The organism is Lactobacillus sp. W8174, from assembly GCF_016100975.1.
GTDB lineage: Bacteria > Bacillota > Bacilli > Lactobacillales > Lactobacillaceae > Lactobacillus > Lactobacillus juensis.
In genome coordinates this window covers 162,327-179,544 of the sequence record NZ_JACFRN010000005.1, presented here as the reverse complement: position 1 = coordinate 179,544, position 17,218 = coordinate 162,327, and the positions used below count along the sequence as shown (strand labels likewise).

The 17,218-nt window shown below is 37.1% G+C and carries 15 protein-coding genes; 12 read left to right on the top strand and 3 right to left on the bottom strand.

Features of this window, described 5'->3' with window-relative positions:
* Positions 1 to 37 precede the first annotated feature (37 nt).
* Positions 38 to 409 carry a bacteriocin immunity protein gene (locus tag H3U49_RS08110; protein ID WP_198180938.1) on the bottom strand — a complete coding sequence of 124 codons (372 nt, stop codon included), beginning with the start codon at positions 407 to 409 and terminating at the stop codon, positions 38 to 40.
* A 4-nt stretch (positions 410 to 413) separates the two neighbouring features.
* Positions 414 to 1,178, bottom strand: a complete 765-nt coding sequence (locus H3U49_RS08105; protein ID WP_198180937.1) for a DeoR/GlpR family DNA-binding transcription regulator — start codon at positions 1,176 to 1,178, stop codon at positions 414 to 416.
* A gap of 284 nt (positions 1,179 to 1,462) precedes the next feature.
* On the opposite strand from H3U49_RS08105, the gene H3U49_RS08100 reads away from it, so the two are divergent.
* The gene (locus H3U49_RS08100; RefSeq protein WP_198180936.1) at positions 1,463 to 3,865 is read left to right on the top strand and encodes a phosphoketolase family protein; all 2,403 of its coding nucleotides are present in this window, start codon (positions 1,463 to 1,465) and stop codon (positions 3,863 to 3,865) included.
* A 247-nt stretch (positions 3,866 to 4,112) separates the two neighbouring features.
* Positions 4,113 to 6,782 carry a calcium-translocating P-type ATPase, PMCA-type gene (locus H3U49_RS08095; RefSeq protein WP_198180935.1) on the top strand — a complete coding sequence of 890 codons (2,670 nt, stop codon included), beginning with the start codon at positions 4,113 to 4,115 and terminating at the stop codon, positions 6,780 to 6,782.
* Positions 6,783 to 6,894: 112 nt separating this feature from the next.
* On the opposite strand, the gene H3U49_RS08090 is transcribed toward H3U49_RS08095, so the two are convergent.
* Positions 6,895 to 7,344, bottom strand: a complete 450-nt coding sequence (locus H3U49_RS08090) for a GAF domain-containing protein (protein ID WP_198180934.1) — start codon at positions 7,342 to 7,344, stop codon at positions 6,895 to 6,897.
* 331 nt (positions 7,345 to 7,675) lie between these two features.
* On the opposite strand from H3U49_RS08090, the gene H3U49_RS08085 reads away from it, so the two are divergent.
* The 10 genes from H3U49_RS08085 (at position 7,676) to H3U49_RS08040 (ending at position 17,215) form a co-directional block, all read left to right on the top strand.
* Positions 7,676 to 8,413 (top strand): amino acid ABC transporter ATP-binding protein, encoded by a 738-nt coding sequence (locus tag H3U49_RS08085; protein ID WP_034977167.1) that lies wholly within the window; start codon positions 7,676 to 7,678, stop codon positions 8,411 to 8,413.
* Between the two features lie 11 nt (positions 8,414 to 8,424).
* Positions 8,425 to 9,240 (top strand): glutamate ABC transporter substrate-binding protein, encoded by an 816-nt coding sequence (locus tag H3U49_RS08080; protein WP_198180933.1) that lies wholly within the window; start codon positions 8,425 to 8,427, stop codon positions 9,238 to 9,240.
* Positions 9,237 to 9,875: an amino acid ABC transporter permease gene (locus tag H3U49_RS08075; protein ID WP_198180932.1), complete on the top strand. Its 639-nt coding sequence runs from the start codon at positions 9,237 to 9,239 to the stop codon at positions 9,873 to 9,875. Before H3U49_RS08080 ends, H3U49_RS08075 begins: the two co-directional genes overlap by 4 nt.
* A gap of 16 nt (positions 9,876 to 9,891) precedes the next feature.
* On the top strand, positions 9,892 to 10,545 hold the full coding sequence (locus tag H3U49_RS08070) for an amino acid ABC transporter permease (RefSeq protein ID WP_198180931.1): 654 nt from the start codon (positions 9,892 to 9,894) through the stop codon (positions 10,543 to 10,545).
* Between the two features lie 232 nt (positions 10,546 to 10,777).
* Positions 10,778 to 11,755, top strand: a complete 978-nt coding sequence (locus H3U49_RS08065) for an SIS domain-containing protein (protein ID WP_198180930.1) — start codon at positions 10,778 to 10,780, stop codon at positions 11,753 to 11,755.
* Between the two features lie 15 nt (positions 11,756 to 11,770).
* A complete protein-coding gene (locus H3U49_RS08060; protein ID WP_198180929.1) occupies positions 11,771 to 12,586 on the top strand; it encodes a PfkB family carbohydrate kinase in 816 nt (271 codons plus the stop codon).
* Between the two features lie 15 nt (positions 12,587 to 12,601).
* A complete protein-coding gene (locus H3U49_RS08055; protein WP_198180928.1) occupies positions 12,602 to 14,221 on the top strand; it encodes a peptide ABC transporter substrate-binding protein in 1,620 nt (539 codons plus the stop codon).
* Positions 14,222 to 14,298: 77 nt separating this feature from the next.
* On the top strand, positions 14,299 to 15,231 hold the full coding sequence (locus tag H3U49_RS08050; RefSeq protein WP_198180927.1) for an ABC transporter permease: 933 nt from the start codon (positions 14,299 to 14,301) through the stop codon (positions 15,229 to 15,231).
* Positions 15,232 to 15,233: 2 nt separating this feature from the next.
* On the top strand, positions 15,234 to 16,142 hold the full coding sequence (locus tag H3U49_RS08045) for an ABC transporter permease (RefSeq protein WP_198180926.1): 909 nt from the start codon (positions 15,234 to 15,236) through the stop codon (positions 16,140 to 16,142).
* A 5-nt stretch (positions 16,143 to 16,147) separates the two neighbouring features.
* Positions 16,148 to 17,215 carry an ABC transporter ATP-binding protein gene (locus H3U49_RS08040; protein WP_265892947.1) on the top strand — a complete coding sequence of 356 codons (1,068 nt, stop codon included), beginning with the start codon at positions 16,148 to 16,150 and terminating at the stop codon, positions 17,213 to 17,215.
* Positions 17,216 to 17,218 lie beyond the last annotated feature (3 nt).

Here is a 17,218-nt window from a genome sequence, read left to right as displayed (position 1 = left end):
CTGCTTTTTTGGGATACATTCTATTTAAAAAAGAAAATCAAACATTCTTGAATTGTTGCAGATCCATAATCCGTCCAGTATAAACAAAGTTTAAGTTGATTTTTCTGGTTTTATCACTTAAGTCACGTAAAAGTTTTTGCTGCAAGGTCGTTAAATGCAAATGCTGCATTGCGACACATGCCTCAATATACAATACTAATTTGCCAGTATAATCTAATGGGTGATCTTTACTGTCAAACTTGCGCATTACCATACCAACGGCATCACGAATTTGCTTATATTTTTTGATATTCAATTCATTGTATATATTACTAAAAAAACTGTTATAAAATTGGTCTAAATCTTGATAAACTTCTTCGATTAGCTGTTGCTGCTTTGTTGAAAACAAACTAGCTAAAAAGCTGCGCATAACCTCACTTCCTTAATACTGAAATGATTTGCGTTTTGGGCGAAAAACAATTCTGAAATTTTTTGGGCAAAGGCAAATCGGTGATTAGAACGTCAATCTTATTAAGCGGAATTGACATGTAAGGAGAAGTATTTTGACTATCAAATTTGTATTTTTCTGCGACGACGATCACTTGTTTTGCTCTGGAACAGGCAACTTTGATTATTTCTGAATCATCCATTTTTGCGGAATAAATGCCATCACTTTTAACATTCGATGTGCCAATAAAGGCAGTATTAAAGCTCAGTCGATGCAAAAGTTCAAGTGAATCAACAGAGTAATTAAACCTGTCTTCCTTATCCATTTTGCCTCCAAGAAGCCTTACCCTTGGTAATTTAGATTGCAACAATGCTAAAGAGTTGTCGATTGAATTAGTGACTATCTGGAGATCAGTACCACAAATTAATTTGCACAATTTTTTTAAAGTGGTAGATGGACCAATAAAGTCGCATTGATTAGAATGGACAAACCTTTGAGCCATTTTTGCCATCTTGGTTTTGACCGGGGAATCGATTTGACTTCTCGTGAGAAAGTTGGGCACATCACTTCGATCTATTGCGACTAATCCACCGTGAACTCTGATAGCTTGGCCAGTTGAAGTTAACCGCACTACATCACGACGGGCTGTGTCAAAAGAAATGTTGAAATAATTTGCTAACTTGCGAGTACTCAAATGATTTTCTTGATTAAGCATTTGCTTAATTTGCCGCAGACATTCTTCTTGTGTCATATTACTTCTCCTCCCATTAATTTAGCATCATAGTCAATATTACTTTATCTTTTTTTCTGTATTTGTGTTAAAAAATAAGTGTTTATCAGTATTTGAACATAAATATGCTGATCTGTAAATAAAAAATATAGTGATAGCAGCTTTTCTTAGTATTGTGTGAGAGCCAAACGCGTACTTTTATAATTGGGACGAACCAATTTTTAAAATGGTTGAACTTTACCAAAAACTTGCTATAATATGTTTATAAAATGAATTTTAGCAAATATTTAAAAGGGAGAATAAAAATGGCAGTTGATTACGACTCAAAAGAATTTCTCAAAAGTGTTGATGCTCACTGGCGTGCAGCAAACTATCTATCTGTAGGCCAACTTTTCTTAATGAGCAATCCGTTATTAAAGCATGAATTGCAGGCAAATGAAGTTAAACCAAAACCAATTGGTCACTGGGGCACTATTTCACCTCAAAACTTTATTTATGCTCATTTAAATAGAGTTATCAAAAAGTATGGTTTGAACATGTTCTATATTGAAGGTTCAGGTCATGGTGGTCAGGTTATGGTATCTAATTCATACCTTGATGGTTCATACAGCGAGCTTTATCCTGAAATTCAACAAGATGAAAAAGGAATGGCTAAGCTCTTCAAGCGTTTCAGTTTCCCAGGTGGTTCTGCTTCGCACGCTGCACCTGAAACCCCCGGTTCGATGCACGAAGGTGGTGAGTTAGGTTACTCACTTTCCCATGGCACAGGTGCAATTTTAGACAATCCTGATGTTATCGCCGCAGTTGAAATTGGTGATGGTGAGGCAGAAACTGGACCTCTTGCAGCTAGCTGGTTTAGCGACAAATTTATTAATCCTATTAAGGACGGGGCAGTTTTGCCAATCTTGCAAATTAATGGTTTTAAGATTTCCAATCCAACTATCGTTTCCCGAATGTCGGATGAAGAATTGACCAAGTATTTTGAAGGCATGGGTTGGCATCCTTATATTATTTCTGCATATAACGGTGGCGAGTTTGACGGTTACAAAGATCATATGCAGGTTCATGAAGAAATGGCCAAATTAATGGATACCGTAATTGAAGAAATTAAGGCAATTCAGAAGAATGCTCGTGAAAATAATGATGAAACTTTACCACACTGGCCAATGATCATTTTCCGGGTGCCAAAGGGCTGGACAGGTCCAAAGAAGGATCTTGATGGTAATCCAATTGAAAACTCATTTAGAGCTCACCAGATTCCAATTCCTGTTGCTCAAGATGACATGGAACATAAAGATATGCTGGTGGACTGGCTAAAGAGCTATAAACCGGAAGAGTTATTCGATGAAAATGGCGTCCCAACAGAAATCGTGACAGCTGATAATGTTACTGGTGATAGTAGGATGGCCATGAATCCAATCACTAATGCGGGTGGAGAAAAAGCTAAACGTCTTAGTCTGCCGGATTATCGCAAGTATGCGTTGAAATTTGATCAACCAGGTTCTATTGAAGCTGAAGACATGACCGAATGGGCTAAATACTTAAACGAAATTGCTGAACTCAATCCAAGTACTTTCCGCGGCTTTGGACCAGATGAAACTAAGTCAAACCGTTTATTTAAATTTATTGATGAGCAAAAACGGCAATGGGAAAGTTCCGTTCATACGCCTAATGATGAAAACTTGGCGCCAAGTGGTCGGTTGATCGATTCACAATTGTCTGAGCACCAAGATGAAGGCTGGCTTGAGGGCTATGTTTTGTCTGGTCGCCACGGTTTCTTTGCTACTTATGAGTCATTTGGTCGTGTTGTAGATTCAATGTTGACTCAACACATGAAATGGTTAAGAAAGGCTAAGGAACAATACTGGCGTAAGGATTATCCTTCACTTAACTTTATTGCAACTTCAACTGTCTTTCAACAAGACCATAACGGTTATACTCACCAAGACCCAGGTGTTTTGACTCACATGTATGAAAAGAATCGTCCTGATTTAGTTCATGAGTATTTACCAGCTGATACTAATTCTCTTTTGGCAGTTTCGCAAAAAGCTTTCACCGATCGTGAGTGCATCAATATTTTGGTTACTTCTAAGCAAGAAAGACCTCAGTGGTTCTCGATTGATGAAGCAACTCGTATTGCCAACCACGGCTTATCATACATTGATTGGGCATCAACTGACCAAAATGCTAAGCCTGATGTTGTCTTTGCTTCAACTGAAACGGAACCGACAATGGAATCACTTGCTGCAATCGATATTTTGCATAAGAATTTCCCTGATCTCAAGATTCGTTATATTAACGTCATTGACGTTATGAAATTAATGAATACTAAGGATAATCCAGAAGCAATTTCTGATGAAGAATTTGAGCAATTATTCCCAAGCGATGTGCCAGTAATCTTTGCATGGCATGGCTATAAAGCAATGATGCAATCCATTTGGTTTGGTCGCAAGCGCAGCAATGTTCATATTCACTGCTATGAAGAAGAAGGGGATATTACTACACCGTTTGATATGCGGGTAGTTAATAAACTTGATCGTTTCCATTTGGCAAAAGATGCTATTTTAAGTGTTCCTCAATATGCTGAAAAGAGTGCAGGCTTTGTAGCGGAAATGGATAGATTACTTGCAAAACACCACCAATACATTCGTGACAATGGTAAAGATATGCCTGAAGTTACTGAATGGAAGTGGACAGGTCTTAAGTAAATATTATTATTTATTAAACACATGACTTCTCGTAATATGAAGCCATGTGTTTTTATTTAACTAATTTAATAGCCTTATTCTTGTTAAAAGTAAAAAATTTATTTATAATAAGAAGCATCATAAGGGAGTAACAGCAATTACTTGCGATAAGCCCAACACCCGAAGAAATACTTCTGGACTTATCTTAAATAGTGAGACTTGTGTGTGTTGTACATATAAGTCTCTTTTTTGTTATTAGGAGGTAAAGATGCCCCAAAATTTTTACAATCAAAAAATTGAGGATGTTGCAAAGGACTTTGCAACGTCTGTATCCAGTGGTTTAAGGGCGAGTCAAATAGATGGATTACGAGCAAAATATGGTTCTAATAGTTTGACTAGCAAAAAGAAAGTTAGCATTTGGCAACGCTTTTTAGCCCAATTTAAGGATTTCATGATCATTGTTTTGATAGTTGCAGCGTTACTTTCCGGCTTTGTGGCTCAGGAATGGACAGATGCGGCAATTATCATGATCGTGGTCATCTTGAACGCAGTTTTAGGCGTTTTTCAAGAGACACGTTCTGAAGAAGCAATTAATGCTTTGAAAAAAATGGCCACTCCTAATGCCCATGTTCGGCGTGATGGTCAGATTGTGGAAATACCAAGTACTGAATTAGTCCCAGGAGATGTGGTTTTACTTGAAGCAGGCGATGTTGTACCGGCAGATTTGCGGTTAACTCTTACTAAAAGTCTTAAAATCGAAGAATCTGCTTTGACTGGCGAGTCTGTTCCGGTTGATAAAAATAGTGAACCTGTGAATGAAAAAAAGGTAGCTTTAGCCGACCAGGATAATATGGCATTTGCTAATACCAATGTCACATATGGTCGCGGTGAAGGTATCGTTACCGCAACAGGTATGAATACTGAAGTCGGTAAAATTGCGACAATGCTTAACAACACTGATGAAACGGATACACCATTAAAGCGTAATCTCAACCAATTGGGTAAGACACTGACTATAATGATTTTAATCATTTGCGCGGTAGTATTCGTTGTAGGCTTTTTCACTAAAAAGGGTACGGAACCCACTGATAAGTTAGCAATCGATATGTTCTTAGTAGCTGTCTCACTTGCTGTTGCAGCAATTCCGGAAGGTTTACCTGCAATCGTAACTATTATTTTGGCTCTAGGTACTCAGGTAATGGCCAAGCACAATTCGATTGTACGTAAGTTGCCAGCAGTAGAAACTTTGGGAGCAACGGATATCATCTGTTCTGATAAAACCGGTACTTTAACTCAAAATAAAATGACAGTTGAACAGGTTTATTATGATAACAAGATTCATCAATCTTCAAATAGCATTAATCATGATAATCATGCTTTAATGGCAATGGTTTTAGCTAATGATTCAAAACTTGATGATAATAATCAATTGTTGGGTGATCCAACTGAAACTGCATTGGTTCAGTATGCGCTTGATCAAAAAATTGATGTGCATAATTTGCTTGCAAATCATCAGAGACTCCAGGAAGTGCCATTTGATTCCGGTCGTAAATTAATGAGTACTATTAATGAGAACAATGGACAATATTTTGTAGCAGTTAAAGGAGCTCCAGATCAACTGCTTAAGCGAGTAACGCGGATTGAACTTGATGGTAAAGTCAGTGAGATCACTGAGAAGCAAAAAGATGAAATTATGCTTTCAAATCAAAATATGGCTAAAAATGCGTTGAGAGTTTTGGGGTTAGCCTATAAAACAGTTGAACAATTATATGATGATCCTACAACTGATAATGTGGAGCAGGACTTGATTTTTGCTGGCTTGGTAGGGATGATAGACCCAGAACGCCCTGAAGCAAAAGAGGCTATTAAAGAAGCTCACAGTGCCGGTATTAGAACAGTTATGATTACAGGAGACTTTCAAGTAACCGCGCAGGCAATTGCGGAAAGGCTGGGAATTTTAAAGCCCGGACAAGATGAACGAGTAGTCACCGGTGCTCAACTTGATGAATTTAGCGATGAGTATTTAGAAAAACATGTGGCAGACTTTGATGTTTATGCCAGGGTTTCACCAGAACACAAAGTTCGTATTGTTAAGGCTTGGCAAGCTCAGGGCAAAATTGTGGCTATGACAGGCGATGGCGTTAATGACGCACCTAGTTTAAAGCAAGCTGACATTGGAATTGGCATGGGCATTACCGGTACTGAAGTATCAAAAGGTGCCAGCGATATGGTTTTAGCAGACGACAACTTTGCTACGATTGTTGAAGCTGTTAAACAAGGGCGCAAGGTCTTTAGCAATATTCAAAAAGCCATTCTTTACCTCATGAGTTGTAATGTCGGGGAAGTTTTAACAGTATTTATGATGACCATGCTAGGTTGGGATATTTTAGCTCCAGTGCAATTGTTGTGGATTAATTTGGTGACAGATACTTTACCAGCTATTGCCTTGGGACTTGAACCAGTTGAAAAAGGTATTATGAAACGGACACCACGGGGTAAAAAATCAAACTTCTTCAGTGGTGGTGTTGCCAGCTCAATTATTTATCAAGGAATTTTAGAAGGTGCCATTGTTTTAACCACTTATCAACTAGGCTTAAATTTTGGCCCTCATATGGGTAATGCCAATCTGCAACATGCTGATGCTCTGACAATGGCTTTTCTCACTTTAGGCCTAATTCAACTGTTTCATGCTTTTAATTCTAAGTATATTCACCAATCAATTTTTTCTAAAAGGACTTTTGCTAATAAATGGTTTAATTGGGCGATACTAATTTCTGCTGTTGTCATGGCGGCAGTTGAACTACCGTTTATGACCAAGTTCTTTGATGTAACCGAACTTAACTCGACTCAATGGTTAATTGTTTTAGGAGCGGGAATTTGTATGATTTTAATAGTAGAAATTGTGAAGGGATTTCAGCGTCTAGCCGGTAAAAAGTAAAAAAGTTTAACGGAATAACTTTTAGTCAGAGATTTAAGAGAGTTTAGAATTTATAAAGACCAATAAGTCATCTAATAGTTGATTTACTGGTCTTTTATTTTATTTCTTGCATTTAATTAAATAGCAGTTCTGCTATTTTTGCTAAATATTGAGCATCAATTTGGTCGAATCTGGCAAAGTCATTGCTGTCAAGGTCAAGAACAGCGACAAGTTTTTTATCGTGGATAATGGGAAGAACGATTTCTGAATTGGTATTGGCATCACAGGCAATATGACCACTAAACTTGTGAACATCGGGAACAATTTGAATCTGACCGGTTTGTGCAGCTGTGCCGCATACGCCTTTTCCTAATTGAATACGCATGCAGGCGACTGGCCCTTGAAATGGTCCTAAAATGAGCTCTTGCTCTTGGAAGCGATAAAATCCAGCATAACTTACTTCGGGTAAGCCATTAAAAAGCAGTGCACTAATGTTACTCATGTTGGCAATTAAGTCATGTTCATCTTGAAGAAGGCTGCCAGCCTGTTTTAAAAGTAATTTATAAGTTTTTTCTTTATCCATAAGTTTTCTCCTTAATTAGAGTGTATGCCAGTCAAACTATTTTTGGAAGAAAAAATGCAAATAAGAGTATATTTTTCACAGATATTTTTAATTATAACTGGCATTTTTTGACATTAAATTATTATTAATGAACATACAAAAAAGCTTTTTATTACTATACTTTCCCGTCATAACGCTAACTAGGTGACTTTCAAGTCAATGTGAATTAAGCAGATCTTTCTATAAATTTTTATTAAAAACACTGTATTACTTTTAAAATTCTTAACGGTTATAGTAAAATAGATTCTACAACTTATTATTTCATGCATTGATTATGAAAGGGGCGATGACAATGTCGATGATAGAGTTCCATGACGTGCAAAAATTTTATGGCCATTTTCATGCACTGCACGACATTAATTTAGAGATTGATGAAGGTGAAACGGTGGTTCTGATTGGACCATCTGGTTCGGGTAAGAGTACTTTGGTACGGACCGTAAACGGACTTGAATCAATCCAGAAAGGTAAGTTAGTAGTTAACGGTCACGATCTTTCAGATCCAAAGACGAACCTCAACATCTTACGAAGTGATGTTGGGATGGTTTTCCAGCACTTTAATTTATACAAAAACAAAGATGTATTGGAAAATATTATGCTGGCTCCCAGAATAGTAAGCCACATGCCTGAAGAGGAAAATAAAAAACAGGCGTTAGATTTACTTGATATGGTTGGGTTACGCAAATGGGCACATAATATGCCTTCACAAATTTCTGGTGGTCAAAAGCAGCGTGTTGCTATTGCCAGAACATTGGCAATGAGACCAAAACTGATTTTATACGATGAACCAACTTCTGCTCTTGATCCGGAAATGATTGATGATGTTTTACAAGTTATGAAGAAAGTTACCAATGAAAGTGGTATGACTTCATTAATTGTTACTCACGAAATGGGCTTTGCTAAAGAGGTAGCAAATAGAGTTATCTTTATGGACCAGGGTCGAATTGTTGAGGATGATGATAGCGAAAGCTTCTTTAAGCAGCCTAAGACGGAGCGGGCACAACAATTTTTGAGTAAAATTATTTCTCACTAAGGAGGCCAATTATGAAAAAGAAATTTTGGCTGTTTCCTTTATTAGCGTGTATTTTGATGTTAACTGGTTGTGGTAAAAGTCTTAGTGATCAATCCGTTTTAAATAATGCCAAACAAGCAAATACTATTGTTTGGGGTGTTAAAGGTGATGTTAAACTTTTTGGCTTAATTGACGTTAAGGATGGTCAGCAAAAGGGTTTTGATGTTGATATGGCAAAGCATATTACAAAGCATATATTAGGACCTCAAGGAAAAGCTGAGTTTGTTACTACAACATCTCAATCCAGAATTCCGCTTTTAAAGAACGGAAATGTGGATGCCGTTATAGCCACGATGTCAATCACTCCCGAGCGTAAAAAGATTATATCTTTTTCAAAGTCATACTTTGATGCGGGTCAGTCACTTTTAGTTCCTAAAGATTCTTCAATTAAAAGTACTAAGGATCTAAACGGTAAAACAGTTATCGGTGTTGTAGGCGCAAATTCAGTTCAAAACATTAAAAAGGTGGCTCCTAAAGCAAAAGTGATTGAATTGCAGGATTATGCCCAAGCAATGAATGCACTGAAGTCACATCAAGGAGATGCTCTAACTACTGATAACGGAATTTTATTTGGTTTAGCGGTGCAAAATCCGGGCTACGAAGTTCGTGGCGGTACCTTTACTGTTGAACCATACGGTGTTGCGGTTAATAAGGGACAAACCTCATTTACTGAAGCTGTAGACAAGGCAGTTCTTGAGATGCAGCATGATGGTGAATATAATCGCTTAATTAAAAAGTGGTTTGGCGATGTTCCAGGATTTAAGTATAAGGAGCTGTATCGCCGATGATTAATATTTTTTCAAAATTCAGCAGCCAGCTGTTTGTTGGTTTGGGCTGGACAATACTATCTAGTGTAATTGCTTTATTTTTCAGTTTAATAATCGGAACTATATTTGCAATTATGGAAGTTGTTCCAAGTAAAGTAATGCGTGTAATTGGACATACCTATGTGGAAATAATGCGTAACATTCCTTTGCTTGTAATCACTATGTTTTTCTATCTAGTAATTCCGATGTATGTGGTCAAAATCAATGGGTTTACTGCAGGGACTATTGGCTTAACACTGTATACTTCTGCTTTTATTGCCGAAACAATTCGTTCAGGAATTCAGTCTGTTTCCGGCGGTCAAATGGAAGGTGCAAGATCAACTGGTATGACCTACTGGCAGGCAATGCGCTATATCATTTTGCCTCAAGCATTCAAGATAGTAATACCACCTTTAGGAAATCAGTTTGTTAACTTGGTCAAAAACTCTTCAGTTTTAGCCTTTGTGGCAGGATTTGATTTAATGTACCAAGCTAATTCAATTGCGTCTACTACTTTTGACACTATTAACAGTTATTTAGTTGTAGGTGTTTTATATCTGATTGTTACTCTGCCTATTAGTTATTATATGCGGCACTTGGAAAAGAAATTAGGTTAAAAGGAGGTACTAGAAAATGCAAAATTGGGTTAACGCCTTTTCGTGGCTTAATGTACGCTTTTTGTTGATGGGCCTCTGGGTAACTATTTACATCTCCGTAATTTCAGTCATTTTAAGTTTTATTATTGGTTCCATTTTAGGAATAATCAGATATTCTAAAATTAAATATGTTTCAGCAATTGTAGGTTTCGTTATTGATATTATTCGTAACATTCCTTTGTTGCTAATTATCTTCTTTACTTATTTTGGATTGCCAAACTTTGGCTTAAGACCGGAAACTATACCGGCGGCGATTATTGCCATGACAGTATTTGAATCCTGCATGATTGCTGAAATTGTGCGTTCTGGTATTCAATCTGTTTCTATCGGTCAGATGGAAGGTGCAAGATCAACTGGCATGTCCTTTGTTCAGGCTTTATGGCATGTCGTTTTACCTCAGGCTTATAAAAACATGATTCCAACGATTATCAGTCAGTTTGTTTCTCTAATTAAGGACACCTCTTTGGCAACAATCATTGTTGTGCCGGAAATGATGCAACACGCACAAGTTATTTATGGTCAAAATGCAAATTATATTTTGCCGATGTTTGCTGCCTTAGCTGTATTGTACTTTGCAGTTTGTTTTACACTGTCAATTATTGGTAGTGTGATTGGTAAACATTTGTCATAAAGTAAGATATTTATTAATAATTATTTAAAGCATTTCACGAGTTTGTGAAGTGCTTTTTTTGCGTGCTTTGATATATAGGCAATTGGTTTATACCAGTTCACAAACTTTTTATCAGATTTTTACTAATTGATCATTTTTCTTAATTAATTTTAAGAAAACGCTTGACATATTAAAATCCAGCGATTATCTTATAATATAACATCATATAACAAGAATGATTGAGAGGTTAAAAATGAAAAAAGAATATCAACAAGAAATTAAAAATGCACTTGCCGCTACAGAAAAGCTTGATGGCATTAATCATGTTTACTTTGTAGCTTGTGGAGGATCAATGGCTTTTATGCAGCCAGCTGAATATATTTTCAATCGCGAATGCGATATCCCTGCTACAATTTTACCTGCACGAGAATTCACAACTCGTAATCCTCATGATTTAGGCAAACATAGTTTAGTAGTTTCTTGTTCTCATTCAGGTACTACACCAGAAACAAATGAGGCAGTTAATTTTGCCAAAAGTAAAGGGGCTTTAACAGTCGGCATTACCTACACGGCAGGTTCTGACTTAGAAAAGAACTCAGATTTCACTTTGCATTATAGCTGGGGCAAAGGAACAGATGCTTCTGATTTAAATAATGGGGTTTTATATGGTTTCTTGTTTAGCCTATTGAAGTCTGTAACTGGTGATAATAAATATGAAAAAGGCTTGCAGGCTTTGGCTAGTTTAGAAACTATGGCTGATAGGGTGAGAAAGCAATTTGGCGAAACTGCTAAGAAATGGACTAGTGAATTAAAACGTGAAAAATTAATTTATGCTGTAGGCTCAGGTATTAATACTGGAGAAACATATTCATTCTCAGCATGCTGGCTTCAAGAAATGCAATGGATTCATAGTGGTTACATCAATTCTGCCGAGTATTTCCATGGTCCATTCGAAGTAACAGATTTTGATGTGCCATTTATCATTTGCAAAGGATTAGGCGTAACTAGAAAAATGGATCAGCGCGTAATTGACTTTGCCAAAAAGCACAGTCAAAAAGTTTATGTAATTGACGATGCTGACTTTGATATGCATGAAGTAGACGACGACTTTAAAGAATACTATTCTCAGATTCTTTCAGGAGTTGCTTTCCGTCAACTAGCTGAAGGATTTGCTTATGAAAGAGGCCACTCGTTAGATGTTCGTCGTTATATGGGACATCTGGATTATTAAAAAGGGCTGCAACTCATGAAAATAATTGCAGTTGGTGACAATGTGGCTGACACATACATCAAGCAAAAGGTATTTTTTCCAGGCGGAAATTGTGTCAATGTAGCAGTCGACGCCAAAAAGGCAGGAGCTGATGTATCAGCTTACCTAGGAATGTTTGGGGATGACGATCGCGCACAGCATATCAAGCAATCTTTAACTGAAGAAAAAGTGGAACTTATTAACTGTCGTAAGGTCTATGCACCTACAGCTCAGCCTCGGGTTATTCTCACAGATGATGGTGATAGAACTTTTGCCCCTGGTCCTAAAAATTCAGTAATGCATTTATTATCTTTAAGGCTTACACCAACAGACTTTGCTGAAATAAAAAAATTTGATGTAGCTCACGTTGGAATTGATTCAGGAATTGAAAATTATCTTGATGAACTGCATCATATTGCCAAAGTATCATTTGATTTTTCAGATTCTCGCAATGAAAGTTATTTTAAACGTGTTTTACCTTTTGTAGATTACGCTTTCTTTTCTGGTTCGGAGATGTCTGATGAACAGGTAGAAGGTTTTGCCAAAAAATATCTCACTTTAGGACCAGAAGTCATTGTTATAACACGCGGTGCCAAGCCAGCTTTCTTGTTGACATCGCAAGAGTCCCTTTATCAAGAACCACAAACTGTGAAGATTGTCGATACGATGGGAGCAGGTGACAGCTTTATTGCCGGCTTTCTAGTTTCCTATTTAAATCAAAACAATCTGCAAGAAGCTGCTTTAGCTGCTAGTAAAAATGCTGCAGCTACTTGCCAACTATCTGGTGGCTTTGGTCATCAGAAATCTTTTTAGAAAAGAGTGATAATTATGAAAAAAAGTGCATTGTTTGCTACTGCAATTGCATGTGTAGGTTTGCTAATAACAGGATGCCAGAAAAATTCTAGTTCTGGTACTAAAAATCAAGATAAAATCACTGTTGTCCAAAATGCCACGGTTGACTCTCTTGACCCAATTTTAGCGTATCAAAACACTTCCTCAACTGTCGTTGCTAATACAACAGAAGGGCTTTATACTATTGACGCCCACGATAAGCCCCAATTGGCATTGGCTTCTAAAGTTAAAACGAGTAATCATGGATTAACCAAGACATATACAATTCGTGAGAATGCTAAATGGTCAAATGGTGATCCAGTAACTGCTAATGATTTTGTTTTTGCCTGGCGACGGTTATCAGATCCTAAGATTGCCTCAGCCTTTAACTTCCAGCCAGGTGCGGCCGGAATAAAAAATGCCAATGACATTGTTGCTGGCAAGAAGCCGGTTAAGTCATTAGGTGTTAAAGCTGCAGGTCCTAAAACTCTAGTAGTGCAACTTGATCATGTTGTACCTTACATGAACAAATTGCTGGCATTTAGTGATTTTGCCCCCGTTAATCAAAAATATTTTGAAAAAGCAGGAAAGAAATTTGCACAAGATTCTAATCACTTAATTTATTCTGGACCGTATCAAATTAAGGGCTGGAAATTAGGTGACAATACTATCCAGTTGGTTAAAAACCCGAAGTATTGGGATGCCAAAAATGTCAAAATAAAGAATGTTAAGCTTGATATTATTACCGATCCAGAAAAAGCCGCAATTGCCTTCGAAAACGGCAGTGCAGACTATGTTCACTTAAGCGGTCAGCTTGTTTCTAAATATAGAAAAGATAAGAACTTTGTCAATGATGTTGGTAATTTTACCCAGTACATTATGTTTAATCTGAAAAAACCGGGATTAGATAATGCTGATTTGCGTAAGGCAATTTCTTGCAGTATTAATCGTAAAGAAATAACAACTCACATCCTAAAAGATGGTTCAATTCCTTCTCATTCTATGGTTATGAAAGATTTGGTTAAGAATCCGACAACAGGCAAAGATTTTGCAGATGAATCAACTACTAATCTTTACGAGTATTCACCAGCTCAAGCTAAAAAGTATTGGAATAAGGCCAAAAAAGCAACTAATCTAAGGTCATTTACCTTACTTTATGATGACAGTGATCCTTCATATGCTAACGTAGCTGCTTATATCAAGGCACAAGTTGAAAAACATCTTCCTGGCATGAAAGTGACACTGCAACAAGTAGCAAAGAAGACCAGAACTGATAAGATGTCAAAAGCTACTTATGACGCTACTTTAACTCGTTGGGGACCAGATTATGCAGATCCAACAGCGATCTTGAGTATGTATCAATCTAAGAACGACAGTAATTACGGTCGCTGGGCAAATTCAGAATTTGATAAGTTAATGGCTCAATCTGATCAAACAACTGATCAAGCTAAGAGATACAAATTGCTTCTCAAGGCAAATAATATCCTAATTGACAGTGCCTCTTGCCCACCACTTTATCAAATTGGCGCACCAGTTTTGGAAAGATCTAATATTAAAGATTTACCGATGCATATTGCAGGTGTACCATTCTTCTTCAAATATGCTTCAATTAAATAATTTCACTATAAGTATTAACGGGGCTGGGATACAATCTCAGCTCTGTTTGCTTATAGAAGAAGATAGGAGGGAAAAACTTGAAAAAGTATGTCTTGAAAAGAATCTTAATTGCAATGATTACATTATTTTTGATTACTTTGATTCTTTTTATTATGGAAAAGGCAATGCCTGGTTCGCCATTTAATGATGAAAAAATGTCACATGCTCAAGTAGCGGCACTTTATCATAAATATGGTTTAGATGGTCCAGTGCCATTACAATTTTTTAATTACTTGAAAAATATGTTGTCTGGTGATTTTGGTGTTTCGTACACAGTTCAGGTTAATACACCGGTTACTACAATGATTTTGCAACATTTTATTATTTCACTCCAAATAGGTTTACAGGCTACTGTACTAGGCTCGGTTTTAGGCTTTCTGATGGGAATTTTGGCAGCGATCAAAAGAGGTACAATTTGGGATAACTTAATGACTGGCATCTCTGTTTTAGGAATAAGTCTTCCTAACTTTGTAGTAGCTCTGATTGTTTCAATCATATTTTCTTACAAGTTGATGGTCTTCCCAGGTACATACCAACCCAGTCAGCCATTTGTTTCCAGCATTCTGCCAACGATAGCATTGAGTACTTTTACTATGGCAAGTATTGAAAGGTACGTCAGAAACGACATGATTGATATTATGAATTCCGATTATTATCGTTTAGCGGATTCAAAGGGTATTAAGAAGTTCCAATTGATCGGACATCATGTTATCAGAAACACTTTAATTTCAGTTATTACAGTTTTAGCACCACTGATGATTGACCTACTTGCTGGAAGTATGGTAATTGAAAAAGCTTTTGCTATCCCAGGCCTGGGTACTTTGTATATTAGTGCTATTCAGGCTAATGATTATAATGTTGTTTTAGGCATAACCTTCTTTTATGCAGTGCTTTTTATCAGCATTATGCTAATTGTTGATATTCTCTATGGATTGATAGATCCACGTATTAGACTAGATGAGGGCAAGTAATTATGACTAATATAGAAAATAATGATTTTGATTTTGCCCATAAATCGGAAACAGTTGACCATTATTCTGGTAAATCTTATTCATATGGGCAGTTGGTTTGGCATCGCTTTTTGAAAAATAAAGGTGCAGTGATTAGCGCAGTTGTTTTAATTATTATTGCTTTAATAGCTATTCTGGCACCTCACCTTAGTCAATACTCACCCACTACGCCGTATCCTAACCAGTCTAATTTAGCTCCTGGTGTTAATGGTCATTGGTTTGGAACGGATAACCTAGGCAGAGACATTTTTGTAAGAGTTGCGGCTGGTACGTCAGTTTCACTAAGGGTTGCATTAGTGGCTATGGCAATTGATCTGGTTATTGGTACTAGTTATGGTCTAATTTCAGGATATTTTGGTGGCAAAATCGATTTATTCATGCAAAGAATAACAGAAATTCTCAGTACTATTCCTATGATCATTATTGTTACATTGCTGGTTCTGGTTATGAAACCAGGTCTAGTAAGCATAATTACGGCCATGATGATTGTCGGCTGGATTAATATGAGTAGAATAGTTCGCGCACAGGTGTTGGAACTGAAAACCAGCGAGTATGTTTTATCAGCAAAGACAATGGGAGAATCTGATATTAAAATTATTTTCTCTCAAATTTTACCCAATACATTAGGACAAATAATTACCACATTTATGTTATCTATTCCGAACGCAATTTTTTTGGAAGCATTCTTGGCCTTTATCGGTTTAGGTGTTCCGGCACCATTAGCATCGTTAGGAACGATGATCAATGATGGTTATACCCAAGCTATCGTTTACCCGTACATGGTTATTTTCCCAGTTTTATTTTTAGCACTAATTATGCTGAGCTTTAATATTATTGCGGATGGCTTGCGGGATGCTATTGAAGGAAGTTAGGTAAGATTATGACCGAAACAGTTTTAGAAATAAAAAATTTACAAGTAGCCTATCATACCGATCATGGAGAAGTGCAAGCTGTCAGGGGGATAAGTTATCAGGTAAAAAAGGGTGAAACAGTTGCCTTGGTTGGTGAATCCGGTTGTGGCAAGTCGGCCAGTGTCAAACCAATCATGGGCGAAAAAGAGGCCAATCAAATAATTAAAGCCGGTGAGATCAATTTCACTTATCAGACTGAAAATGGTCCGCAAACTGTGGATTTATTAAAAATTAGTCCTAAGATTATGCAAAACCGCATTAAAGGCAAGGAAATAGCAATGGTTTTTCAAGACCCGATGACCTCTCTTGATCCCACCATGAAAATTAACAAACAAATTGCTGAGGCAGTTAAGTCTTCTCATCCCGAGATGAATAAGGATCAAATCAATGAACGGGTGCTTAGTTTAATTGAAACCGTTGGCATTCAAAATATGCAGGTTGTTCAAAACCAGTACCCACACCAGCTTTCTGGGGGCATGAGACAAAGAATTGTTATTGCCATAGCCTTGGCTGGAAATCCTAGTTTACTGATCTGTGACGAGCCAACAACGGGATTGGATGTTACTATTCAGGCAAAAATTTTGAACCTGATTAAAGATATCCAGAAAAGAAGGAAATTATCTGTCATTTTTATCACTCATAATCTGGGAGTAGTTGCCAATATTGCAACCTATGTGAACGTCATGTACGCTGGAAAAATAGTTGAGACGGGAACGAGCCAAGATATCTTTTTTGAACCTCGCCACCCATATACCTGGGGTTTGCTTGAATCAGTACCTGATATTAATGAAAAAGTTGACGAACTGCCAACTATTGCAGGCACGATTCCAGACTTAACACAGCCAATTGTTGGTGATGCTTTTGCTCCCAGAAATAAGTACGCCTTAAATATTGACTTTAAAAAGCAACCGCCAATGTTTAAAATTAACGACCACCATTATGCTGCAACTTGGCTCCTAGATAAGAGGGCTCCTAAAGTATCAATTCCACCAGTTTTGCAAAAAAGAATTTTAAAAATGAAGGGAGCATCATAAGCG